The sequence below is a fragment of the Stenotrophomonas sp. C9D9 genome, assembly GCF_056491205.1.
Genome location: NZ_JBSZIF010000006.1, coordinates 705,758 through 727,305, shown reverse-complemented (window position 1 = coordinate 727,305; position 21,548 = coordinate 705,758). Strand labels below are relative to the sequence as shown.

17 protein-coding genes are annotated in these 21,548 nt (G+C 66.9%); 14 read left to right on the top strand and 3 right to left on the bottom strand.

The genetic code is table 11. From position 1 onward, the window contains the following. Window position 1: 1 nt before the first annotated feature. Entirely contained in the window at window positions 2-1,270 is a 1,269-nt protein-coding gene (locus tag ACXI0D_RS18895; protein ID WP_101765427.1) for a hypothetical protein, read from the top strand. Window positions 1,271-1,385: 115 nt separating this feature from the next. On the opposite strand, the gene ACXI0D_RS18890 is transcribed toward ACXI0D_RS18895, so the two are convergent. After that, entirely contained in the window at window positions 1,386-2,510 is a 1,125-nt protein-coding gene (locus tag ACXI0D_RS18890) for a GNAT family N-acetyltransferase (protein WP_049445364.1), read from the bottom strand. Window positions 2,511-2,701: 191 nt separating this feature from the next. On the opposite strand from ACXI0D_RS18890, the gene ACXI0D_RS18885 reads away from it, so the two are divergent. Next, complete coding sequence (locus ACXI0D_RS18885; protein ID WP_049445360.1) at window positions 2,702-3,430, top strand: hypothetical protein; 729 nt, start codon at window positions 2,702-2,704, stop codon at window positions 3,428-3,430. Window positions 3,431-3,551: 121 nt separating this feature from the next. On the opposite strand, the gene trxB is transcribed toward ACXI0D_RS18885, so the two are convergent. After that, window positions 3,552-4,523 carry a thioredoxin-disulfide reductase gene (trxB, locus tag ACXI0D_RS18880; protein WP_479642977.1) on the bottom strand — a complete coding sequence of 324 codons (972 nt, stop codon included), beginning with the start codon at window positions 4,521-4,523 and terminating at the stop codon, window positions 3,552-3,554. A gap of 233 nt (window positions 4,524-4,756) precedes the next feature. Here trxB and ACXI0D_RS18875 point away from each other — a divergent pair, with 233 nt between their 5' ends. The 5 genes from ACXI0D_RS18875 (at window position 4,757) to ACXI0D_RS18855 (ending at window position 11,963) form a co-directional block, all read left to right on the top strand. Beyond that, entirely contained in the window at window positions 4,757-7,117 is a 2,361-nt protein-coding gene (locus ACXI0D_RS18875) for a DNA translocase FtsK (RefSeq protein ID WP_032127351.1), read from the top strand. A gap of 39 nt (window positions 7,118-7,156) precedes the next feature. After that, complete coding sequence (locus ACXI0D_RS18870; RefSeq protein WP_049445353.1) at window positions 7,157-9,100, top strand: DUF3857 domain-containing protein; 1,944 nt, start codon at window positions 7,157-7,159, stop codon at window positions 9,098-9,100. Window positions 9,101-9,211: 111 nt separating this feature from the next. Then, window positions 9,212-9,850 carry an outer membrane lipoprotein periplasmic chaperone LolA gene (gene lolA, locus ACXI0D_RS18865; RefSeq protein ID WP_005413289.1) on the top strand — a complete coding sequence of 213 codons (639 nt, stop codon included), beginning with the start codon at window positions 9,212-9,214 and terminating at the stop codon, window positions 9,848-9,850. A gap of 289 nt (window positions 9,851-10,139) precedes the next feature. Next, window positions 10,140-11,417, top strand: coding sequence for a replication-associated recombination protein A (locus tag ACXI0D_RS18860; protein WP_014037159.1), 1,278 nt, complete (start codon window positions 10,140-10,142; stop codon window positions 11,415-11,417). 174 nt (window positions 11,418-11,591) lie between these two features. Beyond that, on the top strand, window positions 11,592-11,963 hold the full coding sequence (locus ACXI0D_RS18855; protein WP_479642976.1) for a DUF805 domain-containing protein: 372 nt from the start codon (window positions 11,592-11,594) through the stop codon (window positions 11,961-11,963). Between the two features lie 73 nt (window positions 11,964-12,036). Here the strand turns inward: ACXI0D_RS18855 and ACXI0D_RS18850 are convergent, their stop codons facing one another. Beyond that, on the bottom strand, window positions 12,037-12,411 hold the full coding sequence (locus tag ACXI0D_RS18850; protein ID WP_479642975.1) for a hypothetical protein: 375 nt from the start codon (window positions 12,409-12,411) through the stop codon (window positions 12,037-12,039). 281 nt (window positions 12,412-12,692) lie between these two features. Here ACXI0D_RS18850 and ACXI0D_RS18845 point away from each other — a divergent pair, with 281 nt between their 5' ends. The 7 genes from ACXI0D_RS18845 to fusA all read left to right on the top strand — a co-directional run bounded on the left by ACXI0D_RS18845 (window position 12,693) and on the right by fusA (window position 21,380). Beyond that, window positions 12,693-13,721 (top strand): alpha/beta hydrolase, encoded by a 1,029-nt coding sequence (locus ACXI0D_RS18845; RefSeq protein WP_479642974.1) that lies wholly within the window; start codon window positions 12,693-12,695, stop codon window positions 13,719-13,721. A gap of 122 nt (window positions 13,722-13,843) precedes the next feature. Then, window positions 13,844-15,220 (top strand): YncE family protein, encoded by a 1,377-nt coding sequence (locus tag ACXI0D_RS18840; RefSeq protein ID WP_479642973.1) that lies wholly within the window; start codon window positions 13,844-13,846, stop codon window positions 15,218-15,220. A gap of 51 nt (window positions 15,221-15,271) precedes the next feature. Then, window positions 15,272-16,318, top strand: a complete 1,047-nt coding sequence (locus ACXI0D_RS18835; RefSeq protein WP_479642972.1) for a heme/hemin ABC transporter substrate-binding protein — start codon at window positions 15,272-15,274, stop codon at window positions 16,316-16,318. After that, entirely contained in the window at window positions 16,315-17,358 is a 1,044-nt protein-coding gene (locus ACXI0D_RS18830; RefSeq protein WP_479642971.1) for a FecCD family ABC transporter permease, read from the top strand. Before ACXI0D_RS18835 ends, ACXI0D_RS18830 begins: the two co-directional genes overlap by 4 nt. After that, window positions 17,355-18,116: a heme ABC transporter ATP-binding protein gene (locus ACXI0D_RS18825; protein ID WP_479642970.1), complete on the top strand. Its 762-nt coding sequence runs from the start codon at window positions 17,355-17,357 to the stop codon at window positions 18,114-18,116. Before ACXI0D_RS18830 ends, ACXI0D_RS18825 begins: the two co-directional genes overlap by 4 nt. Window positions 18,117-18,179: 63 nt before the next feature. After that, on the top strand, window positions 18,180-18,929 hold the full coding sequence (locus tag ACXI0D_RS18820; RefSeq protein WP_479642969.1) for a hypothetical protein: 750 nt from the start codon (window positions 18,180-18,182) through the stop codon (window positions 18,927-18,929). A gap of 414 nt (window positions 18,930-19,343) precedes the next feature. Beyond that, the gene (gene fusA, locus ACXI0D_RS18815; RefSeq protein ID WP_479642968.1) at window positions 19,344-21,380 is read left to right on the top strand and encodes an elongation factor G; all 2,037 of its coding nucleotides are present in this window, start codon (window positions 19,344-19,346) and stop codon (window positions 21,378-21,380) included. Window positions 21,381-21,548: the final 168 nt, after the last annotated feature.

Genomic DNA, 21,548 nt, shown 5'->3' with positions numbered 1-21,548 from the left:
AATGAGCGACCCGATCTCAGCCATCCTCGACCTGCATGACACCCCGCGCACGCGCAACGACAGCCAGGGCATGCTGCTGTCGCTGGCCGCCGAGCATCCGCGCCAACTGGGTGAGTTGATGCTGCAGGCCGTGGCGCGACGCTCGCCCGGCTCGGCCTTCCTCGACATGGCGCTGGACCTGTTGCCGGACGAGGCGGTGCCCGCGGTCGCTGCCGATGCATGGCGGCGCTATCGGGATGGCGAGCGCGGAGAACTGCTGGCCAGCGTGATCGAATTCGCCAGCTACCAGGCGCCGCAGGTGCTGCAGGACGACTGGGAGGCATTGCTGGCGCTGGCCACTGAAGACGAGTTGCAGCTGGCCTCGCAGGTATGGCGGGACCTGCCAGCCGAGGTGGCCGCGCAGTGGGCGCAGGCCCTGGCCGAGGCCGGGGACGATCGTGAGATGGCGCGGGCCAGGGTACTGCTGCTCGCCACACAGCCGGACAGCTACCCGGTGGCCCGCGGATACCTCGCCGACTGGGGGCAGCTGGACCCCGAGGTCTGGGCGCATTGGGCCGGCGTGGCCAACGGTGCGCGGCCGCGCCACCTGCATGACCAGAAGCCGCTGCACATCCGCTTCGGTCGAGCGCAGCATCGCGCACAGCAGGCCGACGAGCCGAGCTGGCGCAAACGCATCTGGCGCCTGCATCCGACCTGGAATGGTGGGCAGGTACAGCACGCCGGCCACATGGGTGGACCACTGGAAGCGCTGTGTGGCAGCTGCCATGCGCCGCTGCAGCGCCTGCTGCAGACCGACGCTGCCGCGCTGCAGCCGGGTGCAGCGGGCGAGATCACGCTGGGCCTGTGCCTGGACTGCTGCGGCTGGGAGGAGCCGCCGGTGCGCTTCTATCGCCACGACGGCGAGGGCCTGCCCGGCTGCCATCCCAGCCAGTACCGCGAGGTGCCGAACACGCCCACCGACAGCGGCGACCTGATGCAGGCCGAGGTGGGACTTGTGGCGCTGGAAAGCGTGCGCTGGCAGCAACAGGACTGGGGCCAGTCCAATCATCGGCAGAACCTGTCACGCGTGGGCGGTGCGCCCAGCTGGGTGCAGAGTGCCTGGTACCCGGCGTGCATCGATTGCGGCGAGGAGATGCCCTTCGTGATGCAGCTTGATTCGACGCTGCCGACCACGCGTGAGGGCACGCTGCTGTGGGGCAGTGGCGGCATGCTCTACACGTTCTGGTGCGCGACGTGCCGGGTGAGTGGGCACTTCTGGCAGTGCACCTGAGCGCAGCGCACTCGCCATCGCGCTGGTAAACGCCAACCCTATGGCCTGGTGGGTGCCGATCTTGCCTCGGTCGGACGCCTTGGTAGGTGCCAACCTTGGTTGGCACGCTTTTCCGCTACGGCTCTACGCGGAACGGCCCATGCCCCTGCAGCTCCTGCTGGTAGCGCCGCACATCACGCCGCTCCTGTCGGCACCAGTCCTGCAGCGCCTCGGCGAACTCCGTGTCGGCCACCCAATGCCGGCTGCGCACCAGCGTAGGCAGGAAGCCGCGTGCCAGCTTGTGCTCGCCCTGCGCTCCGGGCTCGAAACGGGTCAGCCCCTCTCGCAGGCAGTATTCGATGCCTTGGTAATAGCAGGCCTCGAAGTGCAGGCCGGGCAGGGTAGCGCCACCCCAGTAGCGGCCGTAAAGCGTGTCGCCACCGCGCAGGCAAAGTGCACCGGCAATCGGTTGGCCCTCCTGCTCGGCCAGGAACAGCACCAGCCCGCGCCCCAATGAAATGGCCAGATGGCGCAGGAAGGCCTCGGTCAGCGCCGGGGCGTTGCCGTATTCGAGGAAGGTCTGCAGGTAGAAGCGGTACATCGCCTGCAGGTCGGCGCGGCTGGCCTCGTCGCCATGCACCACGCGAAAGGTGATGCCCTGGCGGGTGACCTTGGCCCGTTCCTGGCGGATGTTCTTGCGGTGCTTGTGGTTCATCGCGCCGAGGAACTGATCGAACGTCGCCCACTCACCCGGGTTCTGCCACTGGAACTGCACATCCTCGCGCAGCAGCCAGTCATCGCCGAACTGCGCCTCGTCGCCCGCGGTGTGGAAATTGATATGGGCCGAGGACACGTCCAGTGCCGGCAGCGCAGCACGCAACGCCGACAGCAGCGCGGCGCGTTCTGAATCGTGACGGGCAAGCAGGCGCGGGCCGGTGACCGGCGAGTACGGCACCGCGCCCAGCCATTTCGGGTAGTAGTCACGGCCATGCCGGGCATAGGCGTTGGCCCAGGCGTGGTCGAACACGAACTCGCCGTGGGAGTTGGTCTTCAGGTAACCCGGAATGGCGCCCATCAGGCGGTCGCCCTCCCATAGCGTGAAGTGCCGGGGCTGCCAGCCCCAGTCCTCGCGCAGGCAGCCGTGTTGTTCCAGGCCAGACAGGAAGGCATGGCTGACGAACGGGTTCTGGCCGTCGTGCAGGGCATCCCAGTCGGTGGCGGGAATGGACTGCAGGGAGTCGAGGAAGCGGGCGGAGGGCATGGTTGGCAAGGATAGGCCAGGTGGATCGCGAACGGTGTTGGCAGGGCTGGGTTGGTTTGTTCCGGTTGGGGGTGACGAAAATTTGAATTCTCCATTCGTGTGCGCTTGGTTGCGGAATGCCTGAATGCACAGGGGCAGAGTGAGCTGCGCCGCTGGAGCGGTGCATTCACTCTTTGCATGGAGTAGCCAAAATGAACCAGAAAATTCGCCTTGGATCCCTTTCTGTCCTGCTGTCTCTTTTGGGCAGCGGACTGTTGATCAGCCCCGCGCAGGCCGTTGATGCTCCTCCTGCGATGGGGCAGGACACTGGGCTCGACATCCTCTTGACCCAGAAGGCGCGCGATATTCTGGAGCGCGTTCGTCTCGTGGATGGCCAGGCGCGCAGTCACCGGGTTGAGGTGTCAGCAGATATCGCCAACGGTGTAGTGACCGTAGCGCTGGATCGGGTCTTCCTTCCTGCCGATTACGGACCGTCGTTCGAGGATCAGCGAAGCGAGATCAGTTTTGGACTACTGCATTGGGCCGAGCAGGCGGCGCCGTTCAGTCGTGTCGTTTTTCTGTATGACGGGAAAGAGATCGAATACTACTTTCCCGAGATAAAGGCTGCGGACGACGCGGCGCGGGAGGCGGGAGAGGCGCTGCGGCGGATGCGTGGGGCGACTGGTTCCGGGATTGAACTGGGCTATGCCGGGAATCCTCAGTATCCGTTGTCTGTGGAGCTCTCACTGGCCTCCTGTTCGGAGGAAGGCGCATGCACGCCATCGGCGACGACGTTCGATGACCCTGCCAAACCGCTGACCATCAATCTCGCCTGCAATGGCCCAGACCCGGGTGTCGCGCGCTGGAGTGCTGTACTGCGCGACGCGGATGGCGTTGCCACGGCACCGGTCGAGTTCTCGCAGGCGTGCGTGCGGGCGTGAAGGCTGGCATCGGTCCGCCAGGCGTGGCCTGGCACTACTGAAAGTACAAAGGCCGGCGCTTTCGCGCCGGCCTTTGGTCTGGGTCGAGCATGGCTCGACGCTACAGAAGCAGGTCAGCGACTCAGCTGGCCTTGCCCTGCGCGTCCAGGTAACGCTCGGCATCCAGTGCGGCCATGCAGCCGAAGCCGGCCGAGGTGATCGCCTGGCGGTAGTGCTGGTCGGCCACGTCGCCGGCGGCGAACACGCCTTCCACCGAGGTCTGGGTGGCGTTGCCGCCCAGGCCCGAGCGGATTTCCAGGTAGCCGTTGTTCATCGCCAGCTGGCCGTCGAACAGGGTGGTGTTCGGGTGGTGGCCGATGGCCACGAAGAAGCCGTGGGCGTCGATGTCGCGGGTGCTGCCGTCCAGGGTGGACTTCACGCGCACGCCGGTCACGCCGGCGTCGTTGCCCAGCACTTCCTCCACCTGGTGGTGCCAGACGGTCTCGATCTTGCCTTCGGCCACCTTCTTGAACAGCTTGTCCTGCATGATCTTTTCCGCCTTGAGGGTGTCGCGGCGGTGGACCAGGTAGACCTTGCGGGCGATGTTGGACAGGTACAGCGCCTCTTCCACGGCGGTATTGCCGCCACCGACCACGACCACGTCCTGGTCGCGGTAGAAGAAGCCGTCACAGGTGGCGCAGGCGGACACGCCGCGGCCCTTGAACTCGTCCTCGGTCGGGATGCCCAGGTACTTGGCGGTGGCGCCGGTGGCGATGATCAGGGCATCGCAGGTGTACTCGTGGCTGTCGCCGATCAGTTTGAACGGGCGCTGCCACACATCGGCGGTGTGGATGTGGTCGAAGATGACCTCGGTCTCGAAGCGCTCGGCGTGGGCCTGCATGCGCGCCATCAGGTCCGGGCCCATCAGGCCGTGGGCGTCGCCCGGCCAGTTGTCCACCTCGGTGGTGGTCATCAGCTGGCCGCCCTGCTGCAGGCCGGTGATGACGACCGGCTTCAGGTTGGCACGGGCGGCGTAGACGGCGGCGGTCCAACCGGCCGGGCCGGAACCGAGGATGACGAGGCGCTGGTGGCGGGAGGGCAGGCTGGTGCTCATGTAGACTCGCGAAAAGGTAGATGGGACAAGGCGCTGGCGATGTTTGCGCAGCATCCGTGGCTGGTCATAGAGTGGCGGCTGGGGCAGGGCGATTCAAGCCGATGAACAGAACGCCGTCATCCAGCGGTGGTTCCGGCCCTCTGATCGCCCTGTCAGATGTCGCATAACTGAAAACTGACGCCGTCTCATTTATTATCAATCACTAACAGCGCATTCCAAAGGTATGGTCTAAGGTGGCGAAGCAGGTCCCCGAACGCTCCAAGTCCGACGACAGCAAGGCGTCACGTCGCACGGCCGCGGCGGCGACGACCGACAATCCACGCCGCCAGCGCCTCTGGCGCGATCTGGGCCTGATCGCGATCGCGCCGGCCCTGCTGTACCTGGCGGCCAGTCTTTTCACGTATTCAGCCACGGATCCGGGCTGGTCGCACACCGGCAGCGTGGTCGCACCGGTGCACAACCTCGGCGGCCGCGCCGGGGCCTGGATCGCCGATGTGCTGCTGCAGCTGTTCGGCTACATCGCCTTCCTGTTGCCGGTGGTGCTGGGCGCGCTGGCGTGGATCGCCATGTTCGGCCTCAAGCGCGAGAGCAAGGGCGAGAACGACCTGGACCCGGCGCTGCGCCTGGTCGGCCTGGTCGGTTTCCTGATCGCCGGCACCGGCTTCCTGCATGTCCGGCTGTTCAGTGGCGATGTCTCCAGCGCCGGCGGCATCCTCGGCAAGCTGGTCGGCAATTCGCTCACGGTGGGCTTCGGCGCGCTGGGCGCGAACCTGTTCGTGCTGGTGCTGCTGCTGGCCTCGATCACCCTGGCCACCGGGCTGTCCTGGTTCACGGTGATGGAGAAGATCGGTCGCGGCGTGATGTCGCTGGCGCCGTTGCTGGCGCGCAAGAAGGAAGAAGTCACCGAGTGGCAGCAGACCCGGGTGATGCGCGAGGAGCGCCAGGAAGTGCGCAAGGCCGATGCCGAGGTACGCGCCAAGCGCGAGCCGGTGAAGATCGAGCCGCGCCCGGAGCCGGTGATCGAGAAGAGTGACCGGGCCAAGCGCGACACGCAGATCCCGATGTTCCGTGGCGTCAACGGCGACGGCTCGGACCTGCCGCCGCTGGCCCTGCTGGACGACCCCAAGCCGCAGCCGGTGGGCTATGACAAGGAAACCCTGGACGCGCTGTCGCGGCAGATCGAGTTCAAGCTGAAGGACTTCCGCATCGACGCCCAGGTGGTCGGCGCCAACCCGGGCCCGGTCATCACCCGCTTCGAGATCGAGCCCGCGCCGGGCATCAAGGTCAGCCAGATCAGTTCGCTGGACAAGGACATCGCGCGCGGCCTGTCGGTGAAGTCGGTGCGCGTGGTCGACGTGATTCCGGGCAAGTCGGTGATCGGCCTGGAAATTCCCAACGTCACCCGCGAGATGATCTACCTGTCCGAGCTGCTGCGCTCGAAGGAATACGACAAGTCGGCCAGCGTGCTGACCCTGGCGCTGGGCAAGGACATTGCCGGTCGCTCCACCGTGGCTGACCTGGCGCGCATGCCGCACCTGCTGGTGGCCGGTACCACCGGTTCGGGCAAGTCGGTGGCGGTCAACGCGATGGTGCTGAGCCTGCTGTTCAAGGCCTCGCCGAAAGACCTGCGGATGCTGATGATCGACCCGAAGATGCTCGAACTGAGCGTCTACCAGGGCATCCCGCACCTGCTGGCGCCGGTGGTCACCGACATGAAGGAGGCTGCCAACGGCCTGCGCTGGTGCGTGGCCGAGATGGAGCGCCGCTACAAGCTGATGAGCGCGGTGGGCGTGCGCAACCTGGCCGGCTTCAACAAGAAGGTGAAGGAAGCGCAGGACGCCGGCCAGCCGCTGATGGACCCGCTGTTCAAGCCGAACCCGGAACTGGGCGAGGCGCCGCGTCCGCTGGAGACGCTGCCGTTCATCGTCATCTTCATCGACGAATTCGCCGACATGATGATGATCGTCGGCAAGAAGGTGGAAGAACTGATCGCGCGCCTGGCGCAGAAGGCGCGTGCGGCCGGCATCCACCTGATCCTGGCCACGCAGCGCCCGTCGGTGGACGTGATCACCGGCCTGATCAAGGCCAACATCCCGACCCGCATCGCCTTCCAGGTCAGCTCCAAGATCGACTCGCGCACCATCCTCGACCAGTCGGGCGCGGAAACCCTGCTCGGCCACGGCGACATGCTGTACCTGCCGCCGGGTACCGCGATGCCCGAGCGCGTGCACGGCGCCTTCGTCTCCGACGAGGAAGTGCACCGCGTGGTCGAACATCTCAAGGCGATGGGCCCGGCCGACTATGTCGACGGCGTGCTGGACGAAGTGCAGACGATGGGCGACGGCGTGGTCGTCGGTGCCACCGGCCTGCCCGAGAACAGCTCTGCCGGCGATGAGTCCGACCCGTTGTATGACGAAGCGCTGCGGGTGGTCACCGAGACCCGCCGCGCTTCGATTTCCGGCGTGCAGCGCCGGCTGAAGATCGGCTACAACCGTGCAGCGCGACTGATCGAGGCCATGGAAGCGGCCGGCGTGGTCAGTCCGCCCGAGCACAACGGCGACCGCACGGTGCTGGCACCGCCGCCGCCGAAGTAAGGCTCGACGTATCCCCCACGACGTCCAAGGAACCGACGCATGCTTCACCCCGTACCAAGCGCGCTGGCACTGGCGCTGGCAGCCCTGATGGCTGCCGGCCCGGCACTGGCAGACACCGCCACCTCCGCGCCCGCCACGGCGCCGCCTTCCACCAGCGGCGATACCGAAGCCAGCAATAATTTCAGCATTGTCCGTTACCGCGCCGATTACCAGGTGCGGCCGGATGCGGGCAATGTGCAGACCGAAACCTACGAAGTCCTGCTCAAGACCAAGGCCTCCGTCGAGCAGTTCAGTCAGGTGCGGCTGAGCTACAGCGAAAAGATGGAAACGCTGGAAGTGCTCGGCGCCTACACCATCACCGCCGATGGCCAGCGCCGCGACGTACCGGCCGACCGCATCTACACCCAGGAGAGCTACTCCAGCGCTTCGGCAGCGATGTATGCCGACCGCAAGGTGCGGGTGATCGTGTTCCCGAACCTGGCCCCGGGCACGCGCCTGTATTACCAGGTGCGCCGCACTCAGGCCACGCCGTACTTCCCGGGCTACTTCGGCCTGTGGGAAACCTTCAATGTCTTCACCGAGTACGAGGACGCCGAGGTCACCCTGAGTGCGCCGGCCAACCTGCCGATGTTCGTCGACAGCCGCGGCGTGCAGGGCAGTGATCGCCCAACGGTGAAGAACGGACAGGCACAGTGGCGCTGGCGCTACCAGCGGCGCGAAGCCATGCCAGCACAGAACTGGTCGGCGGCGGGCTGGGAGTTTGGCCCGAACATCATGGCGAGCACCTATCGTGACTGGTCGCAGATGGGTCGCGCCTACCAGCTCAAGGCCGGCCCTGCCGCGCAGGTCACGCCGGAACTGCAGGCGCTGGCCGACCAGGTCACCGCCGGTATCAGCGACCGCCGCGAGCAGGCCGATGCGCTGTACCGCTGGGTCGCGCAGAACATCCGCTATGTGGCGGTGTACCTGGGCAATGGTGGCCTGGAGCCGAATAGCGCGCAGAGCATCCTCGACAACCACTATGGTGACTGCAAGGACCATGTGACGATCCTCGAGGCGCTGCTGGCAGCCAAGGGCATCGCCAGTTCGCCGGTGCTGATCGGTGCCGGCGGCGGCCCGACGCTGCCGAAGATCCCGGTGCTCGGCCGCTTCAACCACGCCATCACCTACATCCCCGAATTCGATCTGTACCTGGATTCGACCACCGCGTGGGCGCGCTTCGGGCAGTTGCCGGAAGGTGACCTGGGCGCACCGGTGATGCGCACCCGCGATGCCACGCTGGCACGCACCCCGGCCAACACGCCGCAGCGCAATGCCACCTCGATGGAGGTGCGTTTCACCTTCGACGCCAACGGCAACCTGCGCGGCGAGACGATCCCGAAGCTGGGCGAGAACGCCGAGATCGGCATGCGTGCCCAGTTCTCCCAGCTCAACGCGCAGAACCGTGCGCGCGCCGAGGAGCAGATCATGGCCGCGTCCGGTTTCGACGGGCGAGGGCAGCTGCAGATCCAGGGCGTGCCGGTCGACCTGACCCGGCCGTTCGGCTACCGCATGGCGTTCCAGGCCGAGGACTACGCCGACTTCAGCGTGGCCGGCGGCATGGCCGTTCCGGACCCGCCGGGTGGCGAGTCGGTACGTGGGCTGTACGCCACCGCCTCGGCGCCGGCCAACGAGACGCCGTTCTACTGCAATGCCAGCCTGCGCGAGGAAACCTACCGCCTGCAGTTCCCGGCCAATGCACCGATCATCGCCATCCCGGCGAGCCAGCGTTTCACCAACGCCGCCGGTGAGTATCGGGTGGACTGGAGTCGCGAGGGCCAGGACGTGATCGTGCACCACCGCTTGCAGCAGAACGCGGTGCGCGGCCCGGAGGCGTTGTGCCAGCCGCAGGACTATCCGGCGTTCCGCGCGCTGTACCGCGAAGTGCGTCGTGGCTTCCGTGGCCAGGTGCTGTACGGCAAGCTGCCGGGCTCCGGCGGCTGAATCGCCGATGGACGTTCGGGGCGGCATAATGTCGCCCTGATCGCCCATTCATCTTTATTTGGGCACACTGGCAACCACCTTTCCTGGCGCCCGCGCCCACAGGATTCCCGCATGAACTTCCGCTTCCGCCGTTTCCTTGCCACCACCACACTGGCCGTGGCCTGCGCCGCCGCCGGCAGCGCCTGGGCTGGCGCCCGCGATGACCTGAAGACCTTCACCAGTGGCCTGAAGGGCCTGGATGGCCAGTTCAGCCAGCAGGTGTTCGACAGCCGCGGCAAGGTGAAGGAATCTACCAGCGGCCGCGTGGCCCTGTCGGCGCCGCGCCTGTTCCGCTGGGAGTACGTGCGCCCGCACGAACAGTTGATCGTGGCCGATGGCAAGAAGGTCTGGATGTACGAGCCGGACCTGGAGCAGGCCACCGTGCGCGAGCAGGGCAAGGAAGAGCAGAACAGCCCGCTGACCGCGCTGATCAACCCGGCGCTGCTGGAACAGCAGTACGACGTCAGTGAAGAGGCCGCGCAGCGCGACGGCCTGCAGTGGCTGTCGCTGTCGCCGAAGCGCGAGACCGAAGCCAGCTTCCAGTACGCCGCGCTGGGCTTCAATGCCCAGGGCCTGGCCAAGATGGAGATCACCGACGCCGTCGGCCAGCGCACCGTGATCAGCTTCAGCGGCTGGAAGCGCAACCCGGGCTTCGCTGCCGGCACCTTCAGCTTCACCCCGCCGAAGGGCACCGACGTCATCGGTAATTGATCGGGGACGCCGGGCATGGCCCGGCGCTACCTGCTCTGGTGGGTGCCAACCGTTGGTTGGCATGCTTTTGATCTGCTTCGGTAGGTGTCAACCTTGGTTGACACGCTCTTGATCTGCCGGCCAGCGGCCGGCACTACCGCTCATGGCCCGGCCGCCGTGGTGGGTGCCAACCTTGGTTGGCACGCTCTCGCGGTACAATGAGCGGGTGGCAAGACATCGTTCAACATCCTTTCCCGGCCCCGATCTGCTGAGCGTCGATCGGGAACATCTGCGCCCGCTGGCCGAGCGCATGCGCCCGCGCACCCTCGACGAAATGGTCGGGCAGAAGCGCCTGCTGGCGCCGGACAGCGCGCTGCGTCGCGCGGTCGAATCCGGGCGAGTGCATTCGATGATCCTGTGGGGGCCGCCGGGCTGCGGCAAGACCACGCTGGCGCTGCTGCTGGCCGAGTATTCCGACGCCGAATTCCGCGCCATCTCCGCGGTGCTGTCCGGCCTGCCGGAAGTGCGCCAGGTGCTGGCAGAGGCCGCACAGCGTTTCGCTGAAGGTCGCCGCACCGTGCTGTTCGTGGACGAGGTGCATCGCTTCAACAAGGCACAGCAGGACGCGTTCCTGCCGCACATCGAACGCGGCACCATCCTGTTTGTCGGTGCCACCACCGAAAATCCGTCGTTCGAGCTGAACTCCGCACTGCTGTCGCGCTGCCGCGTGCATGTGCTGGAAGGTGTTTCACCTACCGACATCGTCGAGGCGCTGGAGCGTGCGCTGGGTGACCGCGAACGCGGCCTGGGCGAGGAGGGCATCGAGGTCGCCCCCGAGCTGCTGCTGGAAATCGCTACCGCCGCCGACGGCGACGTGCGCCGTGCGCTGACCCTGCTGGAGATCGCCGCCGAGCTGGCGGGCGGGGAGGGTGGGCGTATCACGCCGCAGACCCTGACCCAGGTACTGGCCGACCGCACCCGTCGCTTCGACAAGGGCGGCGAGCAGTTCTACGACCAGATCTCGGCACTGCACAAGTCGGTACGCAGCTCCAACCCGGATGCCGCGCTGTACTGGCTGACCCGCATGCTCGACGGTGGCTGCGATCCGTCCTACCTGGCGCGCCGTCTGACCCGCATGGCCATCGAGGACATCGGCCTGGCCGATCCGCGCGCGCAGAGCATGGCGTTGGAGGCCTGGGACATCTACGAGCGGCTGGGCAGTCCGGAAGGCGAGCTCGCCTTTGCGCAGCTGGTGCTGTACCTGGCCAGCACCGCCAAGTCGAATGCCGGCTATGCGGCCTTCAACCAGGCCAAGGCCGACGTGCGCGAGAGTGGCACCGAAGAGGTGCCGCTGCACCTGCGCAATGCGCCGACCAAGCTGATGAAGGAGCTGGGCTACGGCGCTGAATACCAGTACGACCACGACGCCGAGGGTGGCATCGCACTGGACCAGACCGGCTTCCCGGATGCGATGGGCGAACGCGTGTACTACAACCCGGTGCCGCGCGGGCTGGAAATCAAGCTGAAGGAAAAGCTGGACCGGCTGCGTGCCGAGCGCGAAGCGGCGCGGGCCGCGAAGGGCCGTTGAGCCGGCTTAGGTAGAGTCGAGCCATGCTCGACTCCGCTTTTGCACGGGCTGCAGGTGCCTTCTGGAGCAGCAGTCGAGCATGGCTCGACTCTACACATGCATGGCTCGATTCTACGTTGTCCTGCGCGCCGGTCTTTGGCACACTGCGCGGCTACTTTTTCAAGGATGGATGCCGTGCAGGAAATGATTCTGCCGTTGAAGCGTTACGCCCAGTTCGAGGGCCGTGCCAACCGTCGCGAATACTGGATGTTCCAGCTGTTCATGTTGATCGTCTCCGCCGTGCTGATGGTGCCGCTCATCGCCGGGTTGGTGATGCAGTCCGATGGCCTGGGCATCGCTTCGATCATTCTGTTCGTTGTGTTCTGGCTGGCTACCTTCCTGCCGGTCATCGCTGTCACCGTGCGTCGCCTGCACGACTGCAACCAGTCGGGCTGGTTGTACCTGTTGGCCTTCGTTCCGTTCGGTGGCCTGGTGATCTTCGTGTTCGCGCTGATGCCGGGTACGCCGCAGGAGAACGTGTACGGCCCGGTGCCGACGGGGCCGTAAGGCTGCGGAAGTCGAGCATGGCTCGACGCTACAGAGGCAAAGAAGAGAAGCCGGCATTTCGCCGGCTTCGTCTTTACTTGATGGTGCAATCGCCGAAGGACAGGTAGTCCGTGCCGGAGCTGAACTGCAGCGTGCAGCTGGCGGTGAACGTTGCGCCTTCTTCCAGGGCGCTCAGCTTGGCGGCCTGCTGCGCATCGTCGCTGGTCAGCCGGGCCAGGACATTGCCCTGCTCGTCGCCGGCCTCGATCAGCGGTTCGCCCGCCAGGTTGCTGGAAACGCTCAGTGCCACGGCGGTGAACGTCACCGTCTGGTTGAGTTGGTCCATGCTCAACGTCGAATTGCCGGCCTCTTCAAATGCCTGGTAGAGCGACGGCAGATCCTGCGCGGCGTGGGCGGCCAACGGGGCGAGCAGGCCGAGGGACAGGGCGATCAGTGCGGTGTGCTTCAAGGGAGTCTCACAATCATGGGATCCAATCCCATGGCGGTCATGGCGCGGATGAACGCGGCCTGGTCGGCGGCAGACTGCCCGCCCTCCGTGGCTGCGCTGTAAGCGGGGCGATCCAATGCCCCGGTGGCCGGCAAAATAGGGGAGTGCCGCGTCCAGCGCAACCGGGTCATCGCGCGCGTGATACACAGCGTGACGTTTGATCGATGTGATAATCATTCGCGTTTGAGGTAGACTGCGGTCCCTTGTGAACCGGCGGCCGTGGGCCGCTTCTGCCGCCGCTGATGAAGCATTTCGTCCTGCCTTCGCGCCGGGGCCCGTTGGCCCGCGGCCTGGCCGCCTTGATGATGGGTCTGCTCCTGGTCACCCCGTACGCCCATGCGCAGCAGCGCAATCCGCTGCAGAAGATCGGCCACACCGTGCTCGATGAGCCGGCTGCGAGCTATCGCTTCGAGCATTTCGTGGTGGACAGCCCCGACCAGCAACGCCGCTGGCGGGTGAACCTGGCGATCCCGGCCAAGGCCGGCAAGACGCCATCGCCGGTGCTGTATGCGCTGGATGGCAATGCCGTGGCCATGGTGCTGGACCAGCCGCTTCTGGCCGAGTTGGCCGCACGCAGGGCGCCGCCGGTGCTGGTGCTGATCGGCTATGACAACGACCTGCGCATCGATTCGAAGGCGCGCACCCGCGACTACACCGCATGGATCGACCGCGCCGACGACGAGAGCGGTACGACCCAGGCGGTTGGCGGCGGTGCTGCCGCGTTCCTGGATGTGATCGAGCGCCGCATCAAGCCGGAAGTCGAGCGTCGCGCACGCATCGACAGGCAGCAGCAAGCGCTGTGGGGCCACTCGCTGGGCGGGTTGTTCGTGCTCAATGCGCTGTACACCCGCCCGGCCGCCTTCCAGTCCTATCTGGCCGCCAGCCCGTCGCTGTGGTGGAGCCAGGGTGCGGCACTGGGTAATCCGGAACAACAGTTCGTGCAGAACGTGCACGGCCAACCGGCAACGCTCTGGCTGATGCTGGGTGGTGCCGAGCGTGTCGGTGATCGCGGCAAGCGTGACATGAACAACCCGCGCGTGGTCGCGCACCTGCGCCGCATTGGCGGCGCCACGCCGGATGCGGCGATGCAGCTGTCCGAGCGCTTGGGCAAGGTGCCGGGCATGCGCGTGCAGTACCGCGAGTTTCCCGGCCTTGGCCACGGCCCGATGCTGCCTGCGTCGTTCCACGCGGCGCTGCATGAGCTGTACGGCGTGACCGACCGCAGTGCCGGCGATGGCGCCCCCGATGGCGGTGACAACGCCGCCGAATGAATCCCTTCGCACGCGATGTCGTGCGACCCCACTACCCAGGCGAGGCTGCCGACGTGCAGCGGCCCAGGCAACCGATGACTCCCGCGCCACGTGGCGCGGCCTACGTGTGCAAGGAGCCTGCCATGTTGTTCCGTCCGTCTTTCCGTCTTACCTCCCTCGCCGCCGGTCTGCTGCTGGCGGTGACCGCCACCGCCCAGCCGGTGTTCGACCAGCCGGCCAACGCCACCTTCAAGGGTGAGGTCGTCTCCCGCGGTGAGAACGTGGTTCCCGGCAGCACCGCCGACGTGGTCGGTCGTGGCTTCGTGCCGGGCCAGAAGGTCAGCCTGCTGCGTGGCGACAGCGTGCTCAACGCCCAGCCGGTGGTGGTCGATGCCGATGGCAACTTCAAGACCCAGCTGAGCATTCCGGCCGACGCGGTGCCGGGCACCCATCCGGTGGTGGTGCGCGCCAGCCAGCCGGCCGCGGCCACGGTGCTGAAGCTGCGCGTCTCGCCGCAGCTGCCGCTGTCGGGCCAGGCGCAGTTCGCCACCCAGTCCAACAAGCTGGTGCCCGGCCTGTACCAGTCCGCCTACAGCGCCGCCAGCAATGCGGTGTTCGTGACCTCGGCCGTGGGCCGTCCGCCGGTGACCCAGTCGCAGCTGCTGAAGCTGGACCCGAAGTCGCTGAAGGTGACCAAGGCGATCACTCCGGCGCAGGTGCCGGGCAGCACCAACGGCGCGGTGTACGCGGTCTACGGCGTGGGCGTGGATGACACCAACGGCAATGTCTGGGTGACCAACACCCGCCAGAACTCGATCGCGGTCTACCGCCAGAAGGACCTGTCGCTGGTCCATCAGTTCCCGGTTGACACAGTGCCGCACGCGCGCGACGTGGTGGTCGATGGCACCCACGGCAAGGTGTTCGCCTCGGCCACGGGTGAAGACCACCTGTCGGTGTTCGATGCCAGGACCTTCAAGGAGCTGCCGGCAGTGACGCTGGAATCCGGCGTGGATGACGGCAAGTTCACCCCGATGAGCCTGGTGCTGGACGAGAAGGGCGGCAAGCTGTTCACCGTCAGCATCGGCACGCCGGAAGCGGCGGTGATCGACGTGGCCAGCGGCAAGGTCGACAAGGTCATCGACCTGGGCAATTCGATCAGCGCCTCGGGCGTGGCCTTCGACGCGGCACGCAACCGCCTGTACGTCGCATCGCAGGGCACCGACAACCTGCTGATCGTCGACGTGGCGGCCGGCAAGGTGCTGCATGACGTGCCGGTCGGCGCCGGTGCGCTGAACGTCGCCTTCGATGATGCCTCCGGCCTGGCCTATGTCAGCAACCGTGGCGCTGGCACGGTCACCGTGGTCAATGGTGATGGCAAGGTGGTCGCCAACCTCGATGGCGGCACGCTGCCGAACCATGTCCGCGCCGACGGCAAGGGCAACGTGTTCGCGGTGAACAAGTCGCGTGGCGCCGAAGACCCGAAGGGTGACCGCATCACCCGCATCACCCCGAAGCAGTAAGTCACACGGCGGGGCGGCGTGCGCGTCGCCCTGCCAGCAAGGAGAACATTCATGAGCATCGTGTCCCGTCTGCGCCTGTGTGCGCTTCCGTTGGCTGTTTCGCTGGCGCTGTCTGCCTGCAGTGGTTCGTCGACGCCGCCTGATGGCCAGAAGGCCGCCGAGCCGCCCGCCGCAACGGCCGCTGCGGAAACCGCGCTGCCGGCAGGCTGGCAGCGCGTGGCCGGTGCCGAGATGCCGGCGGTGCATGACCAGAAGGCGGTGCTGCCGGCCAAGGTGCATTCCGATGACGGCGCCGATATCGAGGTGGTCGATACCAGCCGCATCATTGCCGGCGGCGACGACGTCATCGCGGTGATTGAAGCGCTCGGCCTGGGCACGCAGGTGTTCGCCGCGCCGACCAACACCACCACCCAGGCCGGCCTGGCCGCGCCGCACCAGTTCCTGTTCAACCGCACCACGGGCGTGGAAGGCGTGCTGAGCCTGAAGGGGTCGCTGTTCCTCGGCAACAGCCTGCGCCGCCACACCGAACTGGCGAAGAAGCTGCGCGAAGTGGGTGAGCCGGCCGTGGTCATCGACGATCTGCAGCCGGCGCCGGACAAGGTGCGCAAGGTCGCCGCCGCACTAGGGCTGGCCGAGGCAGGGCAGGCACTTGCCACACAGGTGCAGCATCAGCTCGACGAGGCTGCAGCGATTGGCAAGGGCCTGGGCCATGCGCCACGAGTGATCCACGTCTCGGCCACCGGCGCCGGTGGCTCACCGACCGTTGCAGGTGCCGACAGTGCGTCGGCGCAGCTGATCGCACTGGCGGGCGGCATCAACATCGGTACCGAAGCGGGAGTGAAGAACTACTCGCAGCTGAGCAATGAGGGCGTGGTCGCGGCGGCACCGGAAGTGATCCTGGTGACCGAGCATGACCTGCAGCTGTTCGGCGGTGCCGAAGGCCTGTGGAAGGCGTACCCGACGCTGAAGCAGACGCCGGCCGGTCAGGCCAACCGGGTCTGGGTGATGCCGGATGTGCAGCTGAAGTACACCAGCGTGGGCTCCGGTGCCGGTGCGCTGGCGCTGGCCAAGGCCCTGGCGGCGTTGCCGAAGGCATGAGTCCGGCGGATCGGCGCCGCCGTCGCGGGCGGACGATGTTGCTGGTGGCGCTATTCGCACTGCTGGGGGCAGTGCTGGCGTCGTTCGCCGTGGGTCCGTTGCGGTTGCCGCCGCTGGAGGTGATGCAGGCGCTGGCGGTGAAGCTGGGCCTGCTTGATCCGCAGGCAGTCAGCAGTCGTGACCTGGCTGTGGTATGGCAGTTGCGCATTCCGCGCGCCCTTCTGGGCGCGATGGTCGGTGCGTCGCTGGCGATGGCCGGCGCCAGCCTGCAGGGCCTGTTCGGCAATCCGCTGGCCGACCCCGGCATCGTCGGCGTCAGTCAGGGCGCGGCACTGGGTGCAGTTGCCGCCATCGTGCTCGGCGCGGCCGGTGCGGCCGGCTGGCTGGTGCCGGTGGCCGCGTTCGCTGGTGGCGCGCTCGCAATCGGCCTGACCTACGCATTGGCCCGATCGGGCAAGGGGACGGGCAACGCTACGCTGCTGCTGGTCGGTATCGCGATGGCCGCGTTCTGCTCGGCGCTGATCGGCTTCCTGACCTATATCGCCAGCGAAAGCGAGCTGCAATCGCTGGTGTTCTGGCAGATGGGCTCGCTCGCGCGCGCCAACTGGGCCGACGTGGCGGCGGTGGTGCCGTTGTTCGCCATTGGTGTGTTCGCACTGCAGCGGCTGGCTACGCCGCTGGACATGCTGGCGCTGGGTGAACGCCAGGCACAGCACCTCGGGCTGGATGTCACACGTACGCGTCGCCGCCTCGTGGCCTTCAGCGCGCTGCTGGTCGGGGCAGCGGTGGCGTTTGCCGGCTCCATCAGTTTCGTCGGCCTGGTGGTGCCGCACGTGGCACGCCTGCTGGTCGGCCCGGGACACCGCTGGCTGCTGCCGTTGTCCGGGCTGCTCGGTGCGCTGTTGATCGTGGTGGCCGACACTGCCGCGCGCACATTGGATCCGCCGGCCGAGATTCCGCTGGGCCTGTTCTCGGCCGCACTGGGCGCGCCGTTCTTCCTCTGGCTGGTGCTGCAGCAGCGCCGCAAGGCTGCGCCATGAGCGTGCTGTTGAAACTGCACGAGGTGGTGGTGCGCCGCCAGCAGCGCGAGATCCTGCATGGCATTTCGCTGGCGTTCGAGCCGGGTACGGTGACCGCGCTGGTGGGCCCGAACGGCGCAGGCAAGTCCACGTTGCTGGCAGTCGCCGCCGGTGACCTGCGCGCTGACGCGGGCGAGGTAAGCCTGCTCGGCAAGACGTTGGCCACCTACAAGGCCGGGCCGCTGGCACGTGAGCGCGCGGTGATGCCGCAGGAGCACGGTGTGCGTTTCGCCTTCAGCGTGGAGGAAGTGGTGGCGATGGGGCGGCTGCCGCATCCGCCGGATCCGGTGGTGGATGACGCCCAGGTGGAAGCCGCCATCGATGCTGCCGAACTGCAGGCGCTGCGCCTGCGCGAGGTGCAGCAGCTCTCCGGCGGCGAGTCCGCCCGGACCACGTTCGCGCGCGTGCTGGCGCAGGACACGCCGCTGCTGTTGCTGGATGAGCCGACCGCCGCGCTGGATCTGCGCCACCAGGAACGCACGCTGCGCAGTGTGCGCGCCTGTGCCGAGGCCGGCGCATGTGTGATCGTGGTGCTGCATGACCTCAATCTGGCTGCCGGCTATGCCGACCGCATCGTGCTGCTGGAGCAGGGCAGGGTGGCGGCCGATGGCACGCCGCTGCAGGTGCTCACCGAAGACAATCTGCAGCGGGTCTACCAGCAGGATGTGGTGGTGCTGGAGCATCCGCGCCGTGGAGTGCCGCTGGTGGTGGTGACCTGAGTCAGCGTAGCGCGCTTCACCGCGTATCATGCTCGACGGGATTTCCTTCAATGGACTGATGCAATGATCTGTAATGTTTCGCGTGGCGTGCTGCTGGCCCTGATGGTCGCCTCCGCAGGCGCCGCCAATGCGGCATCGACTTCGCCGGTGTCGCTGATGAGCGCGGCCGAACAGGCTTCTCTGATCGAAACCCGGTACTCGGCCGGTGATGGCGCGGCGGTCGCCGCGATGACCACCCGCTACTTTGCCAATGATGAGCTGTCAGTCAGCTGGGATGACCAGCAGGTGCTGGTGCTGTGCAAGGAAGCGGCGTACCTGAAGATTCCTGCCGCCAAGCTGAAGGCCGGTGTGTTGACCACCGAGCAGCGGCAGATGATTACCTACCAAGCGGTGATGTCGGGGCTGGGGGCGATCGCAGCCGTGGCCGAAGCGGCCGGTGATGCGGTGATGGTGGCCGACGATGGCAGCGAGCTGCACCGCACGGGTGAAAGCAATTGGGCCTACGGTGTGGAGCGGTATGACGTCACCACCCAGCGCATGGCTGACGGCGCGCTGCGGGTGCGGGCGCGCAAGACCGAAACCGTGAACAACGCCAAGCCCGCTTCGCCGGATGATACGTTCAGCACGGAGGATGATCAGGCGGCTCGCCTGTCCGAGCTGGCACCGGTGGGGAGCTGGACTGAGGCGTTGATCCACGGCGGCCCCCGCCAGGCGCAGGTGGACCCGGCGATGTCGCTGAAGGGCTGGATCTCGATGGGGGACGACCAGGCTGCGACGGTGGGTGAGGCGCGCACGCTGCACGAGTGCAAGTGAGGTCGGCTGGGGTCAGAGCCCTTTGCCCGTGGCAACGGGATCCGACCCCGATCGTTGTCGGCTTCATCGTTCCATTTATGTGCGCAATATTCACTTGCGCGCCAGATTGGCAGGTCTAGAATGCGCCTCATGAACCGGATGCCGCTCCTGAAGTTTTTCATCCTGACCCGCGCAAGCGCGGAACGGGCGTGTCTGCCTGGAGCCCCACGAGGCCGTTGAGACGGTCATCGCTGGACCTTCGACAGAGCGCCCTCCGGGGCGCTCTTTTCGTTTCCGCAGTTCCATTTTCCGTAACCCGATGTACCGCAAGGAGAACGTGCCATGCACCAGATCGCCGAGACCGAACGCTAGCCGCGCACCCTGTCGCCAACCGGGGTGCGCGGCCCCTGGAGTTGGCTTTGCAGGAACCTCTTTATGAACACCCAGACCCTTTCCCGCCGTCGCAACCTCGGCATCATTGCCCACATCGACGCCGGCAAGACCACGCTGACCGAACGCCTGCTGTGGAAAAGCGGCGAGATCCATCGCGTCGGCGAAGTGCACGACGGCAATGCGACCACCGACTTCTCGGCGATCGAACGCGAACGTGGCATCACCATCGGCGCCGCCGCCGTGCAGGCGCAGTGGGCGCCGCGCGACCTGGCGCCGCATCGGCTGACCCTGATCGACACCCCCGGCCACATCGACTTCGCCATTGAAGTCGAGCGTTCGCTGCGCGTGCTTGATGGTGCCGTGGCGGTGTTCTCGGCCGTCGATGGCGTGCAGCCGCAGTCCGAGACCGTGTGGCGCCAGGCGCGTCGCCACCGCGTGCCGCTGATCGCCTTCGTCAACAAGATGGACCGCGTCGGCGCCTCGTTCGAGCGCGTGCTGGAGCAGCTGCAGGACAAGCTTCAGGCGCGGCCGTGGGCGCTCGGTGTGCCACTGGGCAGCGAAAGCGACTTCAACGGCTGGATCGACCTGGTCGATGAGCGCGTGCTGCACTGGCAGGATGGTGCCGTAACCACGGTGACGCCGTGGGACGATGCGGCGCGCATCCAGTGGCAGCCGCAACGCGACGCACTGGTCGAAGCCGTCGCCGACCACGACGAAGAACTGGCTGATGCGTGGCTGGAAGGTCGCGTGATCGACGCGGAACTGCTGCGCGCGGCGATCCGCCGGGCGACGCTGGCGGGTGCGGGCGTGCCTGTGCTGGCCGGTGCCGCGTTCAAGGACAAGGGCATCGAAACGCTGCTGGATGCGGTGGTCGATTACCTGCCGTCGCCGCTGGATCGGCCCGCCGTCACTGCTGAAAGCGAGAGCGGTGAGGTGGTGCTGCCGCCGGATCCTGACGGTCCGCTGGCCGGCCTGCTGTTCAAGATCACCCACCAGCAGCACGGTGCCCTGAGCTTCGTGCGGCTGTACTCGGGCACCTTGAAGGTGGGCGACGCAGTGGCGAGTTCGCAGCATCCACAAGGCCGGCGCGTCAGTCGCCTGGTGCGGGTGCAGGCTGACCAGACCCACGACATCGAACAGGCCGTGGCCGGTGACATCGTCGCGGTGCTGGGCTGGAAGGATGCGGTCAGCGGTGAAACGCTGAGCGCGCGTGCGCAGCCGCTGCGCCTGGAGAACATCCAGGCACAGGCGCCGGTGCTGGCCTGGCGGTTGGAGCCGGCACGTGCGGCCGACCTGATCCGGATGGCACAGGGCCTGGCCAGCCTGGCCCAGGAGGATCCGTCGTTCCGCGTCGAAACCGATCGCGACACGGCGGAGACCCTGGTCTGGGGCATGGGCGAGCTGCATCTGGAGGTGATGGTCGAGCGCCTGCGCAGTGAATGGAAGGTCGACGTGGGCGTAGGTGCGCCGCGCGTGGCCTACCAGGAGGCGCCGATGCGTGCGATGACCGGCGTAGTGGGCCGGCTGGTCAAGCAGACCGGCGGCCAGGGCCAGTTCGCGCACGTGGTGCTGGATGTGTCGCCGCGCGAGGACGACCAGGTGGTGTTCAACGACCGCATCGTCGGTGGCGTGGTGCCGCGCAGCTTCATTGCGGCGGTGGAAAAGGGTGTACGTGCTGCGCTGTCGGAAGGTCCGCAGGGGCATCCGGTGGTCGGTATCGAGGTCAGTCTTGTCGATGGCCAGACCCATGCCAAGGACTCTTCGGAGATGGCGTTCCATCGCGCCGGCGCCGAGGCGATCAAGGCAGCGCTGGCAGAAGGCGGCACGCAACTGCTGGAGCCGGTGATGGCGGTGACGGTGCATTCGCCGTCGGCATCGGTGGGGGATGTGGTCGGCGACCTCAACCGTCGCCACGGTCGCATTGCCCGCATCGACGACCAGGATGGCCGTGCCGAGGTCAGCGGTTTCGCGCCGCTGGCGCAGTTGGTGGGCTATACCACCTCGCTGCGCTCGCTGAGCCAGGGTCGGGCCAGCAGCGAGGCGCACCTGCATGGTTACGAGCCGGTGCGCGCTGCATGAAGAAGTCAGGGGAGCCCGTTCGCGGGCTCCCTTTTTTTGTATTGGCCGGTTCCCGTATCCACGCATGGCGTGGATCTACCGGGTGTCGTTGGGGTTTGCCCATCCACGCGTGGCGTGGATCCATGGGCGATCGGGTTGCGGGCTCTGCAGTAGATCCACGCCATGCGT

Coding starts and splice junctions, on each gene's coding strand:
- ACXI0D_RS18860 (WP_014037159.1), top strand. CDS start 10,140: ATGCGCCCGCGCACCCTCGACGAAATGGTCGGGCAGAAGCGCCTGCTG.
- lolA (WP_005413289.1), top strand. CDS start 9,212: ATGAACTTCCGCTTCCGCCGTTTCCTTGCCACCACCACACTGGCCGTG.
- ACXI0D_RS18885 (WP_049445360.1), top strand. CDS start 2,702: ATGAACCAGAAAATTCGCCTTGGATCCCTTTCTGTCCTGCTGTCTCTT.
- ACXI0D_RS18870 (WP_049445353.1), top strand. CDS start 7,157: ATGCTTCACCCCGTACCAAGCGCGCTGGCACTGGCGCTGGCAGCCCTG.
- ACXI0D_RS18825 (WP_479642970.1), top strand. CDS start 17,355: ATGAGCGTGCTGTTGAAACTGCACGAGGTGGTGGTGCGCCGCCAGCAG.
- ACXI0D_RS18835 (WP_479642972.1), top strand. CDS start 15,272: ATGAGCATCGTGTCCCGTCTGCGCCTGTGTGCGCTTCCGTTGGCTGTT.
- ACXI0D_RS18830 (WP_479642971.1), top strand. CDS start 16,315: ATGAGTCCGGCGGATCGGCGCCGCCGTCGCGGGCGGACGATGTTGCTG.
- ACXI0D_RS18890 (WP_049445364.1), bottom strand. CDS start 2,510: ATGCCCTCCGCCCGCTTCCTCGACTCCCTGCAGTCCATTCCCGCCACC.
- trxB (WP_479642977.1), bottom strand. CDS start 4,523: ATGAGCACCAGCCTGCCCTCCCGCCACCAGCGCCTCGTCATCCTCGGT.
- ACXI0D_RS18840 (WP_479642973.1), top strand. CDS start 13,844: ATGTTGTTCCGTCCGTCTTTCCGTCTTACCTCCCTCGCCGCCGGTCTG.
- fusA (WP_479642968.1), top strand. CDS start 19,344: ATGAACACCCAGACCCTTTCCCGCCGTCGCAACCTCGGCATCATTGCC.
- ACXI0D_RS18820 (WP_479642969.1), top strand. CDS start 18,180: ATGATCTGTAATGTTTCGCGTGGCGTGCTGCTGGCCCTGATGGTCGCC.
- ACXI0D_RS18845 (WP_479642974.1), top strand. CDS start 12,693: ATGAAGCATTTCGTCCTGCCTTCGCGCCGGGGCCCGTTGGCCCGCGGC.
- ACXI0D_RS18895 (WP_101765427.1), top strand. CDS start 2: ATGAGCGACCCGATCTCAGCCATCCTCGACCTGCATGACACCCCGCGC.